General features: G+C 59.6%; 18 protein-coding genes and 1 tRNA gene. 2 read left to right on the forward strand and 17 right to left on the reverse strand.

Features of this window, described 5'->3' with window-relative positions; genetic code table 11:
- Positions 1-116: 116 nt before the first annotated feature.
- The 9 genes from fusA to rplJ form a co-directional block, all read right to left on the reverse strand.
- Complete coding sequence (gene fusA, locus LGQ03_RS16415; RefSeq protein ID WP_056039546.1) at positions 117-2,240, reverse strand: elongation factor G; 2,124 nt, start codon at positions 2,238-2,240, stop codon at positions 117-119.
- 18 nt (positions 2,241-2,258) lie between these two features.
- Positions 2,259-2,729: a 30S ribosomal protein S7 gene (rpsG, locus tag LGQ03_RS16420; RefSeq protein ID WP_090158372.1), complete on the reverse strand. Its 471-nt coding sequence runs from the start codon at positions 2,727-2,729 to the stop codon at positions 2,259-2,261.
- Positions 2,730-2,789: 60 nt separating this feature from the next.
- Positions 2,790-3,161 (reverse strand): 30S ribosomal protein S12, encoded by a 372-nt coding sequence (rpsL, locus tag LGQ03_RS16425; protein ID WP_211644427.1) that lies wholly within the window; start codon positions 3,159-3,161, stop codon positions 2,790-2,792.
- A 288-nt stretch (positions 3,162-3,449) separates the two neighbouring features.
- Positions 3,450-4,349: a DMT family transporter gene (locus LGQ03_RS16430; protein ID WP_226749282.1), complete on the reverse strand. Its 900-nt coding sequence runs from the start codon at positions 4,347-4,349 to the stop codon at positions 3,450-3,452.
- Between the two features lie 47 nt (positions 4,350-4,396).
- Positions 4,397-4,744, reverse strand: coding sequence for a VOC family protein (locus LGQ03_RS16435; RefSeq protein ID WP_226749283.1), 348 nt, complete (start codon positions 4,742-4,744; stop codon positions 4,397-4,399).
- A gap of 107 nt (positions 4,745-4,851) precedes the next feature.
- Positions 4,852-9,111, reverse strand: a complete 4,260-nt coding sequence (rpoC, locus tag LGQ03_RS16440; protein ID WP_226749284.1) for a DNA-directed RNA polymerase subunit beta' — start codon at positions 9,109-9,111, stop codon at positions 4,852-4,854.
- Positions 9,112-9,181: 70 nt separating this feature from the next.
- Entirely contained in the window at positions 9,182-13,321 is a 4,140-nt protein-coding gene (rpoB, locus tag LGQ03_RS16445) for a DNA-directed RNA polymerase subunit beta (protein ID WP_226749285.1), read from the reverse strand.
- Between the two features lie 239 nt (positions 13,322-13,560).
- Positions 13,561-13,935, reverse strand: a complete 375-nt coding sequence (gene rplL / locus LGQ03_RS16450) for a 50S ribosomal protein L7/L12 (protein ID WP_056039529.1) — start codon at positions 13,933-13,935, stop codon at positions 13,561-13,563.
- Positions 13,936-14,006: 71 nt separating this feature from the next.
- The gene (gene rplJ, locus LGQ03_RS16455; protein ID WP_090158367.1) at positions 14,007-14,519 is read right to left on the reverse strand and encodes a 50S ribosomal protein L10; all 513 of its coding nucleotides are present in this window, start codon (positions 14,517-14,519) and stop codon (positions 14,007-14,009) included.
- Positions 14,520-14,902: 383 nt separating this feature from the next.
- Between rplJ and LGQ03_RS16460 the strand changes: the two genes are divergently transcribed.
- Positions 14,903-15,556, forward strand: coding sequence for a MarC family protein (locus LGQ03_RS16460; RefSeq protein WP_226749286.1), 654 nt, complete (start codon positions 14,903-14,905; stop codon positions 15,554-15,556).
- A 54-nt stretch (positions 15,557-15,610) separates the two neighbouring features.
- On the opposite strand, the gene rplA is transcribed toward LGQ03_RS16460, so the two are convergent.
- From rplA to LGQ03_RS16495, 7 genes are all read right to left on the reverse strand, one after another.
- A complete protein-coding gene (rplA, locus tag LGQ03_RS16465) occupies positions 15,611-16,312 on the reverse strand; it encodes a 50S ribosomal protein L1 (RefSeq protein ID WP_056039520.1) in 702 nt (233 codons plus the stop codon).
- Positions 16,312-16,737 carry a 50S ribosomal protein L11 gene (rplK, locus tag LGQ03_RS16470; protein ID WP_056039517.1) on the reverse strand — a complete coding sequence of 142 codons (426 nt, stop codon included), beginning with the start codon at positions 16,735-16,737 and terminating at the stop codon, positions 16,312-16,314. Before rplK ends, rplA begins: the two co-directional genes overlap by 1 nt.
- 105 nt (positions 16,738-16,842) lie before the next feature.
- Complete coding sequence (nusG, locus tag LGQ03_RS16475) at positions 16,843-17,376, reverse strand: transcription termination/antitermination protein NusG (protein WP_056039550.1); 534 nt, start codon at positions 17,374-17,376, stop codon at positions 16,843-16,845.
- 201 nt (positions 17,377-17,577) lie between these two features.
- Positions 17,578-17,775 carry a preprotein translocase subunit SecE gene (gene secE / locus LGQ03_RS16480; protein WP_056039512.1) on the reverse strand — a complete coding sequence of 66 codons (198 nt, stop codon included), beginning with the start codon at positions 17,773-17,775 and terminating at the stop codon, positions 17,578-17,580.
- A gap of 55 nt (positions 17,776-17,830) precedes the next feature.
- A complete protein-coding gene (locus tag LGQ03_RS16485) occupies positions 17,831-18,742 on the reverse strand; it encodes a hypothetical protein (RefSeq protein ID WP_226749287.1) in 912 nt (303 codons plus the stop codon).
- 21 nt (positions 18,743-18,763) lie between these two features.
- Positions 18,764-18,839: transfer RNA gene (locus LGQ03_RS16490), tRNA-Trp, on the reverse strand.
- 62 nt (positions 18,840-18,901) lie between these two features.
- Positions 18,902-19,870, reverse strand: a complete 969-nt coding sequence (locus tag LGQ03_RS16495; protein WP_226749288.1) for a hypothetical protein — start codon at positions 19,868-19,870, stop codon at positions 18,902-18,904.
- A 142-nt stretch (positions 19,871-20,012) separates the two neighbouring features.
- On the opposite strand from LGQ03_RS16495, the gene LGQ03_RS16500 reads away from it, so the two are divergent.
- Positions 20,013-20,513 carry a ferritin-like domain-containing protein gene (locus LGQ03_RS16500; protein WP_226749289.1) on the forward strand — a complete coding sequence of 167 codons (501 nt, stop codon included), beginning with the start codon at positions 20,013-20,015 and terminating at the stop codon, positions 20,511-20,513.
- Positions 20,514-20,571: 58 nt separating this feature from the next.
- Here LGQ03_RS16500 and LGQ03_RS16505 read toward each other — a convergent pair whose 3' ends face one another.
- The gene (locus LGQ03_RS16505) at positions 20,572-21,018 is read right to left on the reverse strand and encodes an acyl-CoA thioesterase (protein ID WP_226749290.1); all 447 of its coding nucleotides are present in this window, start codon (positions 21,016-21,018) and stop codon (positions 20,572-20,574) included.
- Between the last annotated feature and the right edge of the window lie 96 nt (positions 21,019-21,114).

The following is a 21,114-nucleotide window of genomic DNA, read 5'->3' on the forward strand; positions in this document are numbered from 1 at the left end:
ATCGTGCCGATGTTAACGTGCGGTTTGTTACGTTCGAACTTTGCCTTAGCCATGATGGCCTCCTTGAAAAACGGATTTGGGGGTGTGGGGGGCGGGTGCAGGCACCCGCCGCGCCGTTATGCGTATTTCGCCTGGATCTCTTCGGACAGGTTCTGCGGAACCGGATCGTAGTGATCAAACTGCATCGTGAACTGGGCACGGCCCGAAGACATGGAGCGCAGCGTGTTGATGTAGCCGAACATGTTGGCCAGCGGCACCATTGCGTCGATGACGTTCGCGTTGCCGCGGCTGTCCTGACCCTGAACCATGCCACGACGGGACGTAAGGTCGCCGATGATACCACCGGTATATTCCTCGGGCGTCACCACCTCGACCTTCATGATCGGCTCGAGCAGCTTGGCCCCTGCCTTGCGCATCCCTTCACGCATGCACATCCGTGCCGCGATTTCGAATGCGAGGACCGAGGAGTCCACGTCGTGGAACTTGCCGTCCAGCAACTCGACCTTGAAGTCGATGACCGGGAAGCCTGCCAGCGGACCGGAGTCCATGACCGACCGGATACCCTTTTCGACGCCCGGAATATATTCCTTGGGCACGGCACCGCCGACGATCTTGGATTCGAACGAATAACCTTCGCCCGGCTCTGTCGGCATGATGGCCAGCTTGACCTCACCGAACTGACCCGAACCACCCGACTGTTTCTTGTGGGTGTAGGTGTGTTCGACGGCGTGACCGATGGTTTCACGATAGGCCACCTGCGGCGCACCGATGTTCGCCTCGACCTTGAACTCGCGCTTCATGCGATCGACCAGAATGTCGAGGTGAAGTTCGCCCATGCCACGCATGATGGTCTGACCGGATTCGAAATCGGTTTCGACGCGGAAGGACGGATCCTCGGCAGCCAGACGTGCCAGTGCGATGCCCATCTTTTCCTGGTCGGCCTTCGTCTTGGGCTCGACCGCGATCTCGATGACGGGCTCGGGGAAGGTCATCGTTTCCAGAACGACGGGGTCCTTTTCCGAACACAGTGTGTCACCGGTGGTGGTGTTCTTCAGGCCACCCAGTGCGATGATGTCACCTGCAAAGGCTTCGTCGATCTCTTCACGCTGGATCGAGTGCATCATCATCATACGACCGACACGCTCTTTGTTCCCCTTGGTGGAGTTGAGCATGGCGTCGCCCTTTTTCAGCTGACCCGAATAGATCCGGGTAAACGTCAAGGAACCGACGAAGGGGTCGTTCATGATTTTGAATGCCAGTGCCGAGAAGGGCATGTCATCGTCGGCGCGACGCGGAATGTTACGTGTTTCCGTTTCGTCGCCGGGCTTGAAGCCCATGTAATCAACCACGTCCAGCGGGCTGGGCAGATAGTCGACGACAGCGTTCAGCAGCGGCTGCACGCCTTTGTTCTTGAACGCGGAACCGGCCAGCACGGGAACGAACTTCATCGCCAGCGTACCCTTGCGGATCAGCTTGCGCAGCGTGTCCACGTCGGGCTCGACGCCGTCGAGGTAGGCCATCATGACCTCGTCGTCCATTTCCACGGCCTGCTCGACCAGAGCGGCGTGATACTCATCAGCGCGCTCCTTGTAGCTGTCGCGGATCGGCTGACGCACCCAGGATGCGCCCAGATCTTCGCCTGCGTAGACCCACTCTTCCATGGTCACGAGGTCGATGATGCCTTCGAGTTCGTTCTCTGCGCCGATCGGCAGCTGAATCGGTGCGGTTTTCGCACCGGTCCGGTCTTCGATCATGGCGACGCAGTTGTAGAAATCGGCACCGATCTTGTCCATTTTGTTCACGAACACGATGCGCGGCACCTTGTAGCGGTCAGCCTGACGCCACACGGTTTCGGTCTGAGGTTCGACACCGGCGTTGGCGTCAAGCACGCAGATCGCGCCGTCGAGAACAGCCAGCGAACGCTCGACTTCGATGGTGAAGTCGACGTGGCCGGGTGTGTCGATGATGTTCATCCGATACTTCGTGTCGGACGTGCCGTCAGCGGTCGGGTCTTCCTGACGCTGCCAGAAGGTCGTGGTCGCAGCAGAGGTGATCGTGATTCCGCGCTCCTGCTCCTGCTCCATCCAGTCCATCGTCGCGGCGCCGTCGTGGACTTCGCCGATGTTGTGGGACTTGCCGGTGTAGTACAGGATGCGTTCGGAACAGGTCGTCTTGCCTGCGTCGATGTGCGCCATGATACCAAAGTTGCGGTAGCGCTCGAGTTTATAGTCGCGTGCCATTCTAGTGGTGCTCCTGAATTACCAGCGGTAGTGGCTGAACGCTTTGTTCGCGTCGGCCATCTTGTGGGTGTCTTCACGCTTTTTCACGGCCGTACCACGACCGTTGACGGCGTCCATCAGCTCGCCTGCAAGGCGCTCTTCCATGGTGTTCTCGTTGCGCTTTTTCGCAGCGGCGATCAACCAACGGATGGCAAGTGCCTCGCGGCGCTCGGGGCGGACCTCGACGGGCACCTGATAGGTGGCACCGCCGACGCGGCGCGAACGCACCTCGACAGAGGGTTTGATCAATTCGAGGGACTCGTGAAAGACCTCGACGGGGGATTTCTTCAACTTGGCTTCGACGCGATCGAAAGCGTTGTAGACGATGCGCTCTGCGACGGCTTTCTTGCCGTCGACCATGAGGTTGTTCATGAACTTGGTCAGAACGGTATCGCCGAACTTGGCGTCGGGCAGAACTTCGCGTTTTTCAGCGGCGTGGCGACGTGACATGTGTGTTTCCTCTTGTTCGTTGACGGGCGAAGCGCCGGGCGGTCCCGGCGGCCCAAATGCTTACTTGGGACGCTTCGCGCCGTACTTGGAACGACGCTGCTTACGATCCTTGACGCCCTGGGTATCCAGAACACCGCGCAGGATGTGGTAACGCACACCGGGAAGGTCTTTTACACGACCGCCGCGGATCAGAACCACAGAGTGCTCTTGCAGGTTGTGGCTCTCACCGGGGATGTAGGAGATCACTTCGTAACCGTTGGTCAGACGGACCTTGGCGACTTTCCGCATAGCGGAGTTCGGCTTTTTCGGTGTGGTGGTGTACACGCGAGTGCAGACGCCACGCTTTTGCGGGCATCCCTCGAGGTGCATGGACTTGGAGCGGGTGACTTTGGGCTGGCGCGGTTTGCGGATCAGCTGTTGGATCGTTGGCATGGGGCGGTTTTCCCTATTCTCTCACATGTGAGCGGGGTCTGGCCCCGCGGATTGACTTGGCATGCCCCGCACGTCTGCAAAGCACAAAAATTCCGCAGTCGAACCCTTACCGGAGGTTCGGTGCGGTGAGTATTCAGAGGAACAAGACAGCATTAGTCCGGTTCTTGACCACTACGACATTTGATATCGGATTTGGGGGGATTACCCCCTACCCGGATGCGCGCCGTATAGGGCCCGTGGCATGGGGTGTCAACAGTGGCGCCCCCGCTGCGCGAAGCCCTGCAAATCCTAGCGGATACGGTCGGGAATCGTGCGGCGGCGCAGGTTCAACCGCCGTTCCCGGAACAATGTGAACAGACCCGTCGCGACAACGATTCCCGCGCCCACCAGCGTCAGGACGCGCGGCACCTCTCCGAAGACGGCAAATCCAATGATCAAGGCGACCAACAGGCTGACATAGCGGAACGGCGCGACAAAACTGATATCGCCGACCCGCATCGCCGCCACGGAAAAGATGTAGCCAAAAACAACGAAAACGGTGGCACCGCCAATCTGTGCCATCGCCAGCCCCTGCAACGGCACCCATGTGGCAAAGAGGCAGGCGACACCCGCACCCACGGTGACGCAGATTGCCGCGACAAGCGACACAAGCAGCGATGGCACCGACTTGTTCATCCGCCGCACGACGAGGTCACGCAGCGTGACGCAAGCGACCGAAAGAACCGCATAGACAGAATAGAAATTGAAATCCGCACCACCCGGCCTGACGATCAGCAACACACCGACAAATCCGATCAGGATCGCAACCAGTCGGCGCCAGCCAAGCGCCTCGCCCAGAAAGAGTGCGCCTGCCAGGCTCACCGTCAGCGGGAGTGCCTGCAAGATCGCGCTGGCTGCCGCGATGGGCATGTTGAACAACGCCGTCAAAAAGAAATACGCAGCGGCCAGCTCTGCCAGGCCCCGGATTACGATCAGGAACCAATCGCGCCGGCTTTGCCTGAAATTCAATTGCCGCATCAGTGCGGCCATGATCGTCAGGCACGCGATGACGCCGATTCCCCTAAGGAAAATCGTCTGGAACAACGGCACCTGATCCGAAAGCGCCTTGAGAAAGGTGTCGTTCACGGTGAATGCGAACATCGCACCCGTCATCAGCGCAGCACCGCGCATGTTGTCAGTCAAAACCATAGGTCAAGCCGTAGCAGGCAAGCCTGAGGACCGCCAGACTGGCCGTGCTATTCACGCTCCTTGGTCCAGACGGCCATCTCTGTGCCACCGGGTGCCAGAAACTGAAACCGGCGCCCGCCTAGAAAGCCGAAGGTATCGACAGTGATCCGGGCTCCTGCCGCCTTGACGGCTGCCAGGCTGGCGTCGAGATCGTTCGAATTGATGACCGGCAGCGGTGCGCGCAGCGTGCCGCGTTCAACGCCACCGCCGATGCCGGCACCCTGAATGTCCGCATAGTCAGGTCCATAATCCACAAACGACCAGCCAAAGACATTGGCCATGAATTCCCGCGTTGCCTGCGGTTCGGGTGATGTGAATTCCACGTAATCCAGTTGGTGATGGGGCGTATCTGTCACGGCATCCTCCTTTGGCTTTGGGACAGCCTAGGATTAAACGGCATCACCGCAAACGCAAAAGGCCCCCGGCTTGCACCGGGGGCCTTTGTCACCGTCAGGACGGTTTTTTATTCGTCGCGGCTTTCGGGGGTGTCGACCACGATTGTGTCGAATTCGTCCCCACCGATCACATCGTCAGCCATTGGCTCTTGGACCGGGGCTGCCAGGGCTGCAGCCTGTTCGGCCTCTTCCCTGCGCGCCTCGATGACGACGTTGTCACGGTCGGATGCAATCTTGCGCATCCGGCTTGTCGCACCGCCGGTGCCGGCCGGGATCAGGCGACCCACGATGACGTTCTCTTTCAGACCGACCAGCTTGTCACGCTTGCCCATGACCGAAGCCTCGGTCAGCACGCGCGTGGTTTCCTGGAACGACGCGGCAGAGATGAAGCTGCGGGTTTGCAGCGACGCCTTGGTGATGCCCAGCAGGATCGGTTCGCCCGTTGCCGGACGGCCATTGCGCGAAATTGCCTTGGCGTTGGCTTCGTCGAACTCGGCCTTGTCCACGGTCTCGCCTTTCAGAAGAACGGTATCACCGCTGTCCTGAATTTCCCACTTTTGCAGCATCTGACGGACGATGACTTCGATGTGCTTGTCGTTAATCTTCACACCCTGAAGACGATAGACGTCCTGCACCTCGTCGATCATGTAGTCGGCCAGCGCCTCGACACCCATAACCGCAAGAATGTCATGCGGGGCCGGGTTGCCGTCCATGATGTAGTCACCCTTCTGGACGAAGTCGCCTTCGACCACCGGGATGTGCTTGCCCTTGGGCACCATGTACTCGACCTTCACATCCGGATCATCGGAGGATTCAATCGCGATGCGGCGCTTGTTCTTGTAATCCTTGCCGAATCGGACATAGCCGTCGATTTCCGCAATGATGGCGTGATCCTTGGGGCGGCGTGCCTCAAAGAGTTCGGCCACACGCGGCAGACCACCGGTGATGTCCTTGGTCTTGGCACCCTCGCGCGGAATACGTGCAACCACGTCACCCGCCTGGATGTCCTCACCGTCCTCGACAGACAGAACTGCGTCAACCGACATGGCATAGGACACGGGGTTGCCGTCATCCTTCATCACCGGTTCGCCGTTGGCGTCCGCGATGATGATTTTCGGTGCCAGCTCGTTGCCCTTGGGGGCCGCGCGCCAGTCGGACACGATTCGCTGCGTCATGCCGGTTGCGTCATCGGTGTCCTCGCGGACAGCGATACCGTTGACCAGGTCGACATATTTCACGCGACCGGCCTTTTCGGCGATGATCGGCAGTGTGAACGGGTCCCATTCGAACAGCTTGTCGCCGCGGTGGATGTCCTGACCTTCGGTCACGAAGACCTTGGAACCATAGCCGACCTTGTGGGTCGCCCGTTCCACGCCGTTTTCGTCCACGATCGCGATGACCATGTTCCGGCCCATCACGACGGAGTCGCCCGCCGTGTTGTCGAGCAAGGCCGCGTTGCGGAACTCGATCTTGCCGGGCTGGCTGGCCTCGAGGAACGACTGCTGACCACCTTGTGCCACGCCGCCGATGTGGAAGGTCCGCATCGTCAGCTGTGTGCCGGGCTCACCGATAGACTGTGCCGCGATGATGCCGACAGCCTCGCCGATGTTGACGCGCGTACCACGGGCAAGGTCACGCCCGTAGCAGGTTGCGCAAACGCCGTCTTCGGCCTCGCAGGTCAGTGGCGACCGGATCCGCATCTTGGCGATGGCGGCCATGTCGATCATATCGGCCTTGCGCTCGTCGATCAGCTCGCCGGCTTCGACCAGAACCTCGTCGGTGCCGGGACGCAGAACGTCATCGGCGCTGACGCGACCCAGAACACGCTCGGCCAGTGAGGACACGACCTCACCGTCGTTCACGGCGGCTTCTGCCGTGATTGCACGCTCTGTTCCGCAGTCGATCTCGCGGATGATGCAGTCCTGTGCAACGTCCACCAGACGACGTGTCAGGTAACCCGAGTTCGCCGTTTTCAACGCGGTATCCGACAGACCCTTGCGGGCACCGTGGGTCGAGTTGAAGTATTCAAGAACGGTCAGACCTTCCTTGAAGTTCGAGATGATCGGCGTCTCGATGATTTCGCCCGAGGGCTTTGCCATCAGGCCGCGCATGCCGCCCAGCTGTTTCATCTGGGTGACAGAACCACGGGCACCGGAGTGCGCCATCATGTAAACCGAGTTCGGTTCGTTTTCGGCGCCGGCCTCGTTCCGACCGGTGGTCGAAATCGTGGTCATCATGGCGTCGGTGACCTTGTCGTTGGCTTTCGACCAGGCATCGACAACCTTGTTGTACTTTTCACCCTGAGTGATCAGGCCGTCCATGTACTGCTGTTCGAAATCCTTCACCAGATCGCGCGTTTCATCAACGAGCGCCCATTTGGTGTCGGGCACGACCATGTCGTCCTTGCCGAACGAAATACCGGCCTTGAACGCCTCGCGGAAGCCCATGGTCATGATCTGGTCACAGAAGATCACGGATTCCTTCTGGCCGCAGTAGCGGTATACGGTGTCGATGACCTGCTGCACTTCTTTCTTGCGCAGCAGACGGTTCACCAGGCTGAAAGGCGCCTTGGTGTTCAGCGGCAAGAGCGCACCCAGGCGCAGACGGCCCGGCGTGGTTTCAAACCGCTTGATGACCTCGTTACCTTCGTCGTCGATCTGGGCCATGCGGGCTTCGATCTTGGCGTGCAGGTGCACCTCGCCAGAGGTCAGCGCATGCTCGACCTCGTCGATGTCGCTGAACGACATGCCTTCACCCTTCATGCCTTCGCGCATGATCGTGGTGTAATACAGGCCAAGGATCATATCCTGCGACGGCACGATGATCGGTGCGCCGTTGGCAGGTGACAGCACGTTGTTCGTGGACATCATCAGAACACGGGCCTCCAGCTGGGCCTCGAGGCTCAGCGGCACGTGAACGGCCATCTGGTCGCCGTCAAAGTCGGCGTTAAAGGCGGAACAGACCAGCGGGTGAAGCTGGATCGCTTTGCCTTCGATCAGAACGGGTTCGAACGCCTGAATGCCCAGACGGTGCAGCGTGGGTGCACGGTTCAGCATGACGGGGTGTTCGCGGATGACCTCGTCCAGAATGTCCCATACCTCGGGACGCTCTTTTTCGACCAACTTCTTGGCCTGCTTGACCGTGGACGACAGACCCTTGGCCTCCAGCCGCGAGTAGATGAACGGCTTGAACAGTTCGAGCGCCATCTTTTTCGGCAGACCGCACTGGTGCAGTTTCAGTTCCGGACCGGTCACGATGACCGAACGACCGGAAAAGTCGACGCGCTTGCCCAAGAGGTTCTGACGGAAGCGACCCTGCTTGCCCTTGAGCATATCGGACAGCGATTTCAACGGACGCTTGTTGGCACCCGTGATGACGCGGCCACGACGACCGTTGTCGAACAATGCGTCAACGGATTCCTGCAGCATCCGCTTTTCGTTGCGGACGATGATGTCGGGCGCGCGCAGTTCGATCAGACGCTTCAGGCGGTTGTTGCGGTTGATGACCCGGCGATACAGGTCGTTCAGGTCGGAAGTCGCAAAGCGACCACCGTCCAGCGGCACCAGCGGGCGCAGTTCTGGCGGAATGACCGGAATGACGGTCATGACCATCCATTCGGGGCGGTTGCCGGAATCGATGAAGTTCTCGACGATCTTCAGACGCTTGATGATCTTCTTGGGCTTCAACTCGCCGGTTGCCTCTTTCAGATCAGCGCGCAGCTGCTCTGCCTCGGCGTCCAGGTCAATCTGGGCCAGCATTTCACGGATCGCTTCTGCACCGATGTTCGCCTGAAACGCGTCAACGCCATAAGCGTCCTGCGCATCGTTGAACTCTTCTTCGGTCATCAGCTGACCGTAGGTGAGGTCGGTCAGACCTGGTTCGATCACGACGTAGTTTTCGAAATACAGGATGCGTTCCAGATCGCGCAGCGTCATGTCCAACATCAGGCCGATGCGGGATGGCAGCGATTTCAGGAACCAGATGTGGGCAACGGGTGCGGCCAGTTCGATATGACCCATCCGCTCGCGGCGCACCTTTTGCAGCGTGACTTCCACGCCGCACTTCTCGCAGACGACGCCGCGATATTTCATGCGCTTGTATTTGCCGCACAGGCATTCGTAGTCCTTGATCGGGCCAAAGATACGCGCGCAGAACAGACCGTCACGTTCTGGCTTGAACGTGCGGTAGTTGATGGTCTCGGGCTTCTTGATCTCGCCAAAGGACCACGACAGGATCCGTTCGGGCGATGCCAGCGACACCTTGATTTCGTCAAACGTCTTGACCGGAGCAACCGGGTTAAACGGGTTGTTTGTCAGTTCCTGGTTCATCTTCAATTCCTTGAATTGGGGTGCAGTAAGGTGGGTGGGGGCGGCGTGTTGCCGCCCCTAGGGCTGAGCCCTATTCCCCGTCCTCCGCATCCAGGAGTTCCATGTTGAGGCCGAGGCCCCGGACTTCTTTTACAAGCACGTTGAACGACTCGGGCACGCCGGCCTCAAAGTTGTCCTCGCCCTTGACGATGCTCTCGTAGACCTTGGTCCGGCCCGCAACGTCATCCGACTTCACCGTCAGCATCTCTTGCAGGGTGTATGCAGCGCCATAGGCTTCCAGTGCCCAGACCTCCATCTCACCAAAGCGCTGACCACCGAACTGCGCCTTACCACCCAGCGGCTGCTGTGTGACAAGCGAGTACGGCCCCGTGGAACGGGCGTGGATCTTGTCGTCGACCAGGTGGTGCAGTTTCAGCAGGTATTTCACACCCACCGTCACCTTGCGGCTGAACTGCTCACCCGTGCGGCCATCGAACAGCACGGACTGACCGGATGTATCGAATCCGGCCCGCTTGAGGCTGTCGTTCACATCGGCCTCTTTTGCACCGTCAAAGACAGGCGTCGCGATCGGAACGCCGCGCGTGACGTTGCCAGCAGCTTCGAGCATCTGGTCGTCGCCCATGCCCTCGAAACCTTCGTCATAGACGTCGTCACCATAGGCGATCCGCAAGGCTTCCTTGACCGGGGTCATGTCACCGTTGCGGCGATATTCGTCCAGCGCCTCGTCCACCTGAATACCCAGACCGCGTGCGGCCCAGCCCATGTGCGTCTCGAGGATCTGACCGACGTTCATCCGCGACGGCACGCCCAGCGGGTTCAGACAGAAATCGACAGGTGTACCGTCCGCGAGGAACGGCATGTCTTCCATCGGTACCACCTTGGAAATGACACCCTTGTTACCGTGACGACCGGCCATCTTGTCGCCGGGCTGCAGCTTGCGCTTCACCGCGACGAACACCTTGACCATCTTCATGACGCCTGGCGGCAGGTCGTCACCACGACGGACCTTTTCGACCTTGTCTTCGAAACGCGCGTCAAGAGTGCGCTTTTGCACCTCGTACTGCTCGTTCAGCGCCTCGACGATCTGGGCATCGCCCTCGTCCTTGAGCGCCAGCTGCCACCACTGACCACGGGACAGACCGTCCAGTGTTTCTTCGGTGACAATGGTGCCGGACTTGATGCCCTTGGGACCTTTGACGACTTCCTTGCCGATGATCATGTCGTGCAGACGGGCGTAGATGTTGCGATCAAGGATCGCCAGCTCGTCGTCACGGTCACGGCTCAGGCGCTCGACTTCTTCCCGCTCGATCTGAAGCGCGCGCTCGTCCTTTTCCACACCGTGGCGGTTGAACACGCGGACCTCGACGACCGTGCCGAAATCACCCGGCGGCAGGCGCAGCGACGTGTCGCGCACATCGGATGCCTTTTCACCAAAGATGGCGCGCAGCAGTTTTTCCTCTGGCGTCATCGGGCTTTCACCCTTGGGTGTGATCTTGCCGACCAGAATGTCTGCCGGCCCGACCTCTGCACCGATGTAGACAACACCGGCCTCGTCGAGGTTGCGCAGTGCTTCTTCACCGACGTTGGGAATGTCGCGGGTGATTTCCTCTGGCCCAAGCTTCGTGTCACGGGCGGCGACTTCGAATTCCTCGATGTGGATCGAGGTGAACACGTCGTCGCGGGTGATCCGCTCGGAGATCAGGATCGAGTCTTCGTAGTTGTAGCCATTCCACGGCATGAACGCGACGACCACGTTCTTGCCCAGTGCCAGTTCGCCCATGTCGGTGCTGGGACCATCGGCGATGACCTCACCCTTCTGGACTTCGTCGCCGACCTTTACCAGCGGACGCTGGTTGATGCAGGTGTTCTGGTTCGAACGCTGGAACTTGCGCATCCGGTAGATGTCGACGCCAGCGTCGCCCAGCTCCAGATCGGAGGTGGCACGCACAACGATACGGGTCGCATCGACTTGGTCGATGATGCCGGCACGTTTCGCCATGATCGCTGCGCCGGAATCACGGGCCACGACTTCTTCGATGCCGGTGCCGACCAGCGGTGCCTCGGCCTGCAACAGCGGCACAGCCTGACGTTGCATGTTCGAGCCCATCAGCGCGCGGTTGGCGTCGTCGTTTTCCAGGAACGGAATGAGCGAGGCCGCAACCGAAACCAGCTGCTTTGGCGACACGTCGATCAGATCGACGTTTTCACGCGGCGACAGGGTATAATCGCCATTCTTGCGCGTCGAAACCAATTCGTTGGCAAAGCCACCGGCCTCGGTCAGGTTGGCGTTGGCCTGCGCCACGGTGTGACGCATTTCTTCGGTCGCGGACATGTATGATACTTCATCCGTCACCTTGCCGTCCGTCACCTTGCGGTAGGGCGTTTCGATGAAACCGTATTTGTTCACGCGGGCGAACGTGGCCAGCGAGTTGATCAGACCGATGTTCGGACCTTCCGGCGTCTCGATCGGGCACATGCGGCCGTAGTGCGTCGGGTGCACGTCGCGCACCTCGAAACCGGCACGTTCGCGGGTCAGACCGCCCGGCCCCAGTGCGGACAGACGGCGCTTGTGCGTCACTTCCGACAGCGGGTTCGTCTGGTCCATGAACTGCGACAGCTGGGATGAGCCGAAGAATTCACGCACAGCCGCAGCGGCGGGCTTGGCGTTGATCAGGTCCTGCGGCATGACCGTGTCGATCTCGACGCTGGACATACGTTCCTTGATCGCGCGCTCCATGCGCAGCAGACCGACGCGATACTGGTTTTCCATCAGTTCGCCGACAGAACGGACGCGGCGGTTGCCGAGGTGGTCGATGTCGTCGATGTCGCCCTTGCCGTCGCGCAGTTCGACCAGCGCCTTGATGCAGGCGACGATGTCTTCGCGGCGCAGGGTGCGCTGCGTATCTTCGGCATCCAGGTCCAGACGCATGTTCATCTTGACCCGGCCCACGGCGGACAGGTCATAACGCTCGGAGTCGAAGAACAGTGTGTCGAACAGCGCGCTTGCTGCATCGACGGTCGGCGGCTCGCCGGGGCGCATGACGCGGTAGATATCCATCAGCGCGGTTTCGCGGTTCATGTTCTTGTCGGCGGCCATCGTGTTGCGCATGTATGCGCCCACGTTGATGTTATCGATGTCCAGCACCGGGATCGTATCGACGCCAGCGTCGACCAATTCCTTGAGCGTACCACCGATCACGTCGCCCGACTTGTCCATTTCCAGCGTCAGCTCGTCACCGGCCTCGACAAAGATGGCACCGGTATCTTCGTCGATGATGTCACGAGCGACAAATTTACCGACGATGTGCTGATAGGGGACCAGCAGATCCTTGACGCTGCCGTCTTCGATCAGTTTCTTGACAGTGCGGGGCGTGACTTTTTCACCGGCCTTGGCAATGACTTCGCCGGTCTTGGCATCGATCAGGTCATAGGTCGGGCGCGTGCCACGCACACGCTCTGGAAAGAACTTGGTCGTCCAGGCGTTGGCCTTCTTGTCGAGGTGGAAATCGACGGTGTTGTAATAGGCGTCCATGATCGCTTCTTGATCAAGGCCCAGCGAATACAGCAGCGTCGTCACCGGCAGCTTGCGGCGACGGTCGATCCGGCAGAACACCAGATCCTTGGCGTCGAATTCAAAGTCGAGCCAGGAGCCGCGGTAGGGGATAATGCGGCAGGCGAACAACAGCTTGCCCGAGCTGTGGGTCTTGCCCTTGTCGTGGTCAAAGAAAACGCCCGGCGAGCGGTGCATCTGGGAAACGATCACACGCTCGGTGCCGTTCACGATGAACGTACCGTTCTGGGTCATCAGGGGCATGTCGCCCATGAATACGTCCTGTTCCTTGATGTCCTTGACGGACTTTGCACCCGTATCTTCGTCCACATCGAACACGATCAGGCGCAGGGTCACCTTCAGCGGTGCGCTGTAGGTCATGTCGCGCTGCTGGCACTCTTCGACGTCGTACTTGGGCTTTTCCAGCTCGTACTTGACGAATTCGAGAACCGCAGTCTCGTTGAAGTCCTTGATCGGGAAAACCGACTGGAACACGCCCATGATGCCTTCGCCGTCCAGCGGCGTCGGGCTGTCGCCGGACCGCAGGAACAGATCATAGGAGGATTTCTGAACCTCGATGAGGTTCGGCATTTCGAGAACTTCGCGAATTTTGCCGTAGTACTTACGCAGGCGCTTCTGGCCGAGGAAGGAGGAAGCCATGTGTGGTGTCACCTTATCTGTCTGTCGCACCTCGTTCCGCCCGGGCCGCGGGACGGATGCTTATGACCGGGAGCAAGCGATCTATTCCTGGCCTTCGTCCCACCGAAGACCTCTCGATCACCTCACCTACCCAAAAGGGGGGTCAATTGCTTTGACCACCCTTTAAGACAGGTGCGGCTGGACCTGCGCAGGGGCAGGTCCAGCCTTGTTCTTTGGTGCGGGCGAACCCGCAAACCGGCTTAGGCCAGCTCGACTTCGGCGCCAGCTGCTTCCAGCTTTGCCTTGATCTCTTCGGCTTCTGCCTTGGACGCGCCTTCTTTGACTTTGCCGCCAGCTTCGACCAGGTCCTTGGCTTCTTTCAGGCCCAGACCGGTGATGCCGCGCACTTCTTTGATCACGTTGATCTTCTGTGCGCCGGCGTTCTTCAGAACGACGTCGAATTCAGTCTTTTCTTCAGCAGCTGCGCCGGCGTCGCCAGCGGGGCCTGCCATCATCACAGCGCCGCCAGCGGCGGGCTCGATGCCATACTCGTCCTTGAGGATGGTTTTCAGTTCTTGTGCTTCGAGCAGGGTCAGACCAACGATCTCTTCTGCCAGTTTCTTCAGATCAGCCATTTGACTTCTTTCCGTTTACTTAAGTGTGTTCCAACGTCAGGGCGTTCAAGCCCCAAGGCGGCTCAGGTTGCTTATGCAGCTTTCTCTTCGATGGTCGAAAGAATGCTCGCGATGTTCGAAGCAGGCGCGCCAATGGCCCCGGCGATGTTGCTGGCAGGTGCCCCGATGCAACCCACGATGGAAGCGATAAGCTCCTCGCGGCTTGGCATCCCGGCAACGGCTTTCACACCGGCTGGATCCAATGCGTTCTCGCCCATTGCACCACCCAGAATGACAAGTTTTTCATTCTTTTTGGCGTAATCGTCGACCACCTTTGCCGCAGCAACGGGGTCTTCGGAATAGGCAAGAACCGTCATCCCTGTCAGGTACTCAGCAATAGATGCGCTGGGTTTGCCTTCGAGGGCGATCTTGGCGAGCTTGTTCTTGGCAACGCGTACGGACCCGCCTGCATCACGCATGGATGCGCGCAGGTCCTGCATTTCGGCAACTGTCATGCCTTCGTAGTGGGCAACCACAACGACGCCAGAGCTTTCAAAGATCTGGCCGAGTTCTTCGACCAGTTTTTCTTTTTGTGCTCTATCCACAGTTTCACTCCAAATTTGGGGGTCTCCCCCCGGCTCAATTTTGCCGCGCGGCGAACCGCCCGACAGTCGAGGTCCGCAATCACGGGATGAGCCGGGTAAAACCGAGGAGAGCCTCAGCCGATCCGGTCGTAACCCGCCTCAGGCAGGAATTAATGACCAAAGGCCAACCCACCGTCTCGGACGAAACAAAACAGCGCACGACGAATCATGCGCTGCGTTGCTAAGCACTCTTTAGGGCTGGGACAGCAAAAAGGAAACCCCTATGCGTGGATTATCGCCTAACGGTCAGATCACGTCAGGTTGACATCATACCGATGCTGGACCTTGCCCCCATCGGCAGGCACAGCATCATTCGCCGCATACGTTCTGGAGTACTATTTCACATGGACCTGACCGCACTGTCACGTGAATTCGTCACATTGTTCGTTCTCGTCGATCCGATCGGGTCGATCCCGGTATTCCTGTTCGCCGTATCGGCCGTGCCGCGCAAGCTGCATCGACGGTTCGCGCTGCGCGCCACCTTGATTGCCGGATTGGTGCTGTTCGGGTTCCTGGTCCTGGGGCAGTTGGCGCTAGAGGCGATTGGCCTCGACCTGGGGTCGTTCCAGATTGCAGGCGGGATCGTGCTGTTCCTGTTCGCGCTGACCATGATCTTTGGCGACACGAAATCCGACACGGAAATCGAAGAGGCCGAAAAACATCGCGATCATTTGGCTGGTGCCGTGTTTCCGCTGGCGATGCCGTCCATCGCGTCGCCGGGTGCGATGCTGGGGATCGTGGTCCTGACAGACAACCGCACGCAGACCCTGCCTGAACAGGCGGTGACTGCGGGCCTGTTGTTGCTGGTGCTGATCGTGACCCTGATCTGCATGTTCGCGGCGACCTACATTTTTCGCCTGATCGGGCATACCGGCATCAGCGTGATCAGCCGGGTCATGGGAATCATCCTGGCGACGATTGCAGTTGATGCCGTGCTCGTCGGGCTGGAATCGCTGGGGCTGTTCGAGATCAGTCCGACAGCCATCCCAGCCTCCTGAAACGCAAAAGGGCGGCCCGTCACCGGGCCGCCCCTTCGGCAGAAAGACAGTGGCTTATACGTTGCCAGTCGCCGATGCGACGTCAACCGAAACGCCCGGACCCATGGTCGAGGTCAAGGAGACCTTCTTCATGTAGGTGCCTTTTGCGCCGGTCGGCTTCGCCTTGGACACGGCCTCGACAAACGCCTTCAGGTTTTCTTCGATCGCCTTGGCGTCAAAGCTGGCCTTGCCGATACCGGCGTGAACCACACCGGCCTTCTCGGCCTTGAACTGGACCTGACCGCCCTTGGCGTCCTCGACAGCCTGCTTCACGTCAGGCGTGACGGTGCCGACGCGCGGGTTCGGCATCAGGTTGCGCGGGCCCAGGATCTTGCCCAGACGACCCACGATACCCATCATGTCAGGGGTCGCGATGCAGCGGTCAAAGTTGATGTTGCCAGCTTGAATCTGTTCCATCAGGTCTTCTGCGCCAACGACGTCCGCACCGGCTGCTTTGGCTTCGTCTGCCTTTTCGCCACGGGCGAACACGGCGACGCGGACGGTTTTACCGGTGCCGTTCGGCAGCGTGACCGTGCCACGGACCATCTGGTCAGCGTGACGGGGATCAACACCCAGAACCATCGAGATTTCGATGGTCTCGTCGAACTTTGCGTTGGCGTTGCTCTTTACGAGCGACACGGCTTCGGCGACGGATACGTTCACCTTGCCTTCGAAATTGCTGCGGGCTGCCGCAGTACGCTTACCGACTTTTGCCATTACTTCACCTCGACGCCCATAGAGCGAGCAGAGCCCGCGATGATCAGCATTGCGCCCTCGATCGAGGTCGCGTTCAGGTCTTTCATCTTGGCTTCGGCGATTTCACGCACCTGCTTGGCGTTGATGGAACCTGCGCTTGCCTTGCCGGGGGTTTTCGAACCCGAGGACAGCTTGGCAGCTTTCTTGATGTAATAGGACGCGGGCGGCGTCTTGATTTCCATCGAGAACGACTTGTCCGCGTAATACGTGATTACGGTCGGGCAAGGTGCGTCCTTTTCCATGTCGGCTGTCTTGGCGTTGAACGCCTTGCAGAATTCCATGATGTTGATGCCGCGCTGACCCAGTGCGGGACCGACGGGCGGGCTGGGCTTTGCGTTGCCGGCCGGAACCTGCAACTTCAGCGTGCCTACGACTTTCTTGGCCATGTGGCCTCTCCTTTTTTCAGCGGCGGGGCGAACCCCACCCTACAACGCCCCGTGATGGGGCAACTTGCCGTGGTTGGCCGCGTGCGGCTCCCACGTCTGACGCACTCAGCCCTGCTTGGAGACCTGAGTGAATTCCAGTTCGACCGGGGTTGCCCGGCCAAAGATCGAGACCGTCACCTTGAGACGCTGGTGCTCTTCGTCGACCTCTTCGACCATGCCATCGAAGTCCTCGAAGGGACCGTCGTTGACCTTGACCTTTTCGCCGATTTCAAAGTGGATCAGCGTCCGCGGGCTGTCTTCACCCTCTTGGACACGACCCAGGATGGCCTGCACTTCGGCGTCACGCATCGGCATCGGACGCCCCTGCGGGCCAAGGAAACCCGTCACGCGGTTGATCGAGTTCACAAGGTGATAGGCTTCGTCCGACAGTTCCATGTGCACCAGCACATAGCCGGGCATGAAACGACGTTCGGTCGTGACCTTCTTGTTGCGGCGAATTTCGATGACCTCTTCGGTCGGGACCAGAACCTCGTCGATCTGATCTTCCAGACCCTGTTCCTGCGCCTTTTGACGAATTTGTTCTGCGATCTTTTTCTCGAAGTTCGACAGAACGCTAACCGAATACCAACGTTTCGCCATGTTCCTCGTCACCTCGCGTTCGCGGCGCCGCGCATGCGCCGCCAATGATCAAAATTCCCGGATGATCCGCGCCACCCGTCGGGACAATAAATTTTGGCGTGCAACTCGATTCGCCGCACGCCATCCCGGTCGTGAGGGCGCTCTTACCGCCCGAATGTCGTGAATTCAAGGGCCGGGGTGCAGTTTCTACACCCCCGCAGCCTAGCTGCCAAAGTAGGTCAGAATGACCTGCAAGCCCTGACGAATGCCCAGGTCCACAAGACTGAAGAACGTCGCCATCAATGCCGCCATGATGAAAACCATGATGGTCGTCAGCACAACCTCACGACGCGTGGGCCAGACGACCTTGGCGATTTCGGCGCGAGTCTCGTTGATGAACTTGACGGGGTTGGTGGCCATGAGCGCATTTCCTGACGGTTAGACCCGTGCGACATACGCTGTGGCGCGGTCCAGTTCAACCCTGCGGACGCAGCAGCGTCACGCCGTCCATAAGGTCCAGTGCCGCGATCTGCGCCTGGTAGAACTCGGACGACAGCAGGCGTTCTTCACGGTCGTATGCCTTATAGGCCGGACGCGTGGGACCAATCGGGAATTCCGTCCGTGCCAGATGCGCCAACGGACCGTCATGACCAGCGCTGCGCATCTCCAGCACATGCTGGACAGCCGCTTGTGACAGGCCGGGATTGACCAACCGACGGATCGGTACGACGTGCCGCGCGGCATCGCCCAGCATCACGCGCAGGATCTGGTCGGTGCACAGGTGATAGTCCTCTTGCCGCCAGACCGTGATGTTGCGAACGCCCGGCGTCATGCGCAGGCGCGCCACCAGATCAGCCCAGTCTACCAGACTAAGCGGATTTTGCTGCTTGAACTTGTTCACATGGATGAAATGACCCGCCAGAAACGCCTGACCGTAGGCAGAATTCAGAAAACCCGCCGGTTCGCGCACGCCCAGACAGACATCTATGCCTTCGGGCGCAATCTTGTGCGCCAATGCCATCAGCCTTTCGCCAGCGGTGGGATAGAGCGGCGCTGCAATCCGGTGCATCGGCCCATCCGTCGACCGGTCAAACAGGACACCGATATAGTTTTCCTCTGACAGCAAAAGCCGGTGGCCGCCCTGCACCATCTCGTCCAGCACCACGTCGCTGGGACGGGGATCGGCATTCGATTTGCGCGGGTTGAACGGCAAGTTGAATCGCGCCTCCAACCGCTTGCCGGGCTGGCGCAGCGACTGCGGCCCGAAAAACTGGATCCCCGCCTCGGCCAGCTTGTCGCTGACGTTTCCGATCGAATGCTGCAAATGGGTCGTCGCCGTCTTGTGCGCGCCGATATGGAAAACGATGTCTAGCGGAGAATGGGACATGGTGCGTCACCTTTGGTGGACTGGCAGGGGCATGGAGACTCGAACTCCAGACCTACGGTTTTGGAGACCGTCGCTCTACCAACTGAGCTATACCCCTACGTCCGAGTGACGACGTAGCCGAGGACCGCAGCAGGATCAAGAGGGGTTTGTCATCCATCATCAGCCTTTGGGTTTGTGCAGCCCGATTGCCTGCGCATGGGTGACGTCATCCGCCTTTTGCTGTTCGGCCAGAATGGCGGCTTTCCATCCTTCATTGTGAATCACAGCGGCCGGTCGCGCTGCCTCGCGGTCGTAGAAATCCAGCAGGTCTTCTACGTTTTCAAAATCCGAAAACGCGACAAGCAGTCGGTCGGCCAACCATTTCACAGGCAGTTGCAGCAGCGTTTCCGCTTTTTGGTAGTGGTAGCTCACGACATTGCGGATCGCCTGCGCCGTAATCTTGCCGGCCTTGTTCCATTTCACGTCAATCATGTTCAGCCGCAGCCCAACCAATTCGACGGCAACCGGCAGGCTGATCTGATCCAATGTCGGATAGATACCCCGCGCCAGCCGCTTGTTTTCGATCACCAGCGCAACGTCACGCCAGATCGCACCGAATTCAGGGTCATCATAAGCCACAAACCCGGCCGAGATGGACGGGCAGGTGAATGTGCCATCCGGCCGCGACATCCTGTTGCGCGGCAGGTCGAGGCCGACACTGGCATAGGCAGGTGCCCAATCCTGCGGCGTCGTTCCCCACATCCAGCTGCCTGTCGGTCGCCCCGACACGCAGCCGGGCACGATGGTTTCCGACAGCCGCGCCGGTTGCAGCATGAACATGTCGGTATCGAACAGCATGGTCACATCCTCGGGCCGGGGATCGGCACAGGCATAAAGCTTGTTACCCTGCGGATAGGTCACCTCGAACCGCGGCGCGATCGGGCGCAGCACCACATCGTTTGCCTCAAAAAATCCGAGGGTGCGAGGGTGCAGCTGGTCAATCAGGGTTTCACGACAATAGGCATAGAGCCGGATGTCATCGGTCGCGAACGCCCGCAGCGACGCCGCCAGCAGAATCGCAGGCCATTCGTAGTGACCGGGTTCGACCATGAACACGGCAGCAACGGGTCGGTCCGTGGGCTTGGACAAAAAACTGCTCCACTTTGATTTGTTTCAAATCTACGGGCCGATTGGGGCGAAAAACAGGCGAAATCGCAACCTTTCAGGCCCGGCCCGGAACATCTTGCAAGGCTGGCCGTTGGTCCGCCAAGCAAATGAAAGGACGTGCCACATGGCAATGACCACACTGAAAGACATCTACCTCGATCAACTTCAGGATATCTGGAGCGCGAACACACAATCCCTGCAGGTTGTGACCGAACTGGGCCGCGCGGCCAGGGACAAGGACCTGTCCGAAGCGCTGATCGCGGGCGGCACCGGTATTTCCGACGGGATCGCCGCTATCGAACAACTGTGTGCCGATCACGGGATCAAGCCGAACGCAGAGCACTGCAAGGGCATGGAAGGTCTGGTGACCGAGGCACGTGCACACGGCCTGTCGAACGATATTGCTGACGCAGACGTGCGCGATGCCGCAATCATTCCGCAATATCAGCGCATGGTGCATTACGCGCTTGCCGGCTACGGCACGCTGGTCGCCTTTGCCAATCGTCTCGGGCTGGATGGCGATGCTGCCGTGCTGCAAAAATGCCTGGACGACACCTATGACGGTGACCGCCGCATGACGCAGATCGCCACGACAGGCGGCGTCAACCAGGACGCCGTTGCCTGATCGCAATACGGACCGAACGTACATTGGCCGCCCCGTCATCGGGGCGGCTTTTCCGTGTTCAGCCTGCCGCGCGCGCCTGCGCCCGCCGGCGCTCTGCCGCCTTGAACCGTTGAATGCGCAGTTCCGAATCCAGTTCCAATGCCGGGATGGCAAAGGGCTTGCCCGCATCATCCACCGCCACCATCGTAAAGTAGCAGGAATTCGTATGCCTGCGCGTGCCTGCGCGAATTTCCTCGGCCTCAACCCTGATTCCGATTTCCATGGAGGTTCGGCCCGCATAGTTCACGCTGGCACGAAAAGTGACCAATTCGCCCACTGAAATCGGCTCCTTGAAAACGACCCGGTCCACCGACAGCGTCACGGCGTATTGCCCTGAATAGCGGGATGCGCAGGAGAACGCGACACGGTCCAACAGGTTCAGCAATGCGCCGCCATGCACCTTGCCACTGAAATTCGCCATGTCCGGCGTCATCAGCACGGTCATTTCCAACATGCGGCGATCCATCGGCCTATCCTCTTGCTGTTGCCCGGACAATCATGAAGCAACCCACCGCCAAGCAAAAGGCCGCCTCCTTTCGGGGGCGGCCTTTCGGATGTGTGT

The sequence above is a fragment of the Loktanella gaetbuli genome, assembly GCF_020531945.1.
GTDB lineage: Bacteria > Pseudomonadota > Alphaproteobacteria > Rhodobacterales > Rhodobacteraceae > Loktanella > Loktanella gaetbuli.